Here is a 1,177-nt window from a genome sequence, read left to right on the forward strand (position 1 = left end):
CCTAGTGTTCCGAGTCAGACATTTGCTACCGATTTCCCCTGATTTGGTCGAGGGCATCGAGTGCGCGGCGCTCGCGGGTGAGGATGTCGTCAGCACTCTTGCTCCAGACGAAGGGCTTGGGCTTGACGTTGTGCTGCAGCAGATAGTCGTAGATCGCGTCTTCGAGATCGTCGACGCTGGAGTAGCTGCCGCGGCGGATCCGCCTTGCGGTGATCTCGGCGAAGAAGCGCTCGACGAGGTTCATCCAGGACGCGCTGGTGGGCGTGAAATGCAGCTTGAAGCGCGGGTGTTTCTCGAGCCAGGCCTGCACCTCGGGCGTCTTGTGGGTGGCGTAGTTGTCGAGAACCAGATGGATGTCGCGGGGTTTCTTCACGGCCCGGTCGATGCGGCGCAGGAAGCTCAGGAACTCCTTGGCGCGGTGGCGCGGCATGCATTCCCCGATGACGAGGCCCGACTTCACGTCCAGCGCGGCGAAGAGCGTGGTGGTGCCGTGGCGCTTGTAGTCGTGGGTCATCGTGGCAGCGCGCCCCTTCTTGAGCGGCAGCCCGGGCTGGGTCCGGTCGAGCGCCTGGATCTGGGACTTCTCATCGACGCAGAGCACGACCGCGCGGTCCGGCGGATCAAGGTAGAGGCCGACGATCTCGGTGACCTTCTCCTCGAACATCGGGTCGTTCGAGACCTTGAATCCCTTCACGACATGCGGCTTCAGCCCGGCATCGGCCCAGATGCGCCCCACGCTCGACGGCGAGATGCCGACCGCCTCGGCCATCGTCGCGCGGCTCCAGTGCGTGGCGTTGGGCGGCGTCTCCCGCACGGTCTTCGCGATCACCTTCAACCGGACCTCCCTGGGAAGCGGCGGCACACGCGAGGGCCGCGTCTTGTCGCGCTTGAGGCCCGGAACTCCTTCGTCAAGATACCGCTCTTGCCAACGCCAGACCGTCGGCTTCGACATGCCCGTCTGCCGCATGATCTCAACGGTCCCCACGCCATCAGCTGTCGCGAGCACGATCCCGGCCCGCCAAACGAGCTTGCGCGGCGTGTTGCGGTTGGTGCGCAGAGCTTCAAGCTCAGTGCGGTCGGCGGGGCCAAGGTAAAGGCAGATATCCGAGCGTCTCATCTCCCACTCATGCCACGAGCGAGCGGCATTGGGAATCCTACGTCAGACGGGGAACACTAG

At 64.7% G+C, this 1,177-nt stretch carries 1 protein-coding gene; it reads right to left on the bottom strand.

The window, feature by feature from the left end; genetic code table 11:
• Positions 1-25 precede the first annotated feature (25 nt).
• Positions 26-1,117 (bottom strand): IS630 family transposase, encoded by a 1,092-nt coding sequence (locus FQK05_RS25765; protein ID WP_158972437.1) that lies wholly within the window; start codon positions 1,115-1,117, stop codon positions 26-28.
• Between the last annotated feature and the right edge of the window lie 60 nt (positions 1,118-1,177).

Origin of the sequence: Chachezhania sediminis (assembly GCF_009765275.1) — a bacterium.
In the GTDB taxonomy this organism is placed as follows: Bacteria; Pseudomonadota; Alphaproteobacteria; order Rhodobacterales; family Rhodobacteraceae; genus Chachezhania; species Chachezhania sediminis.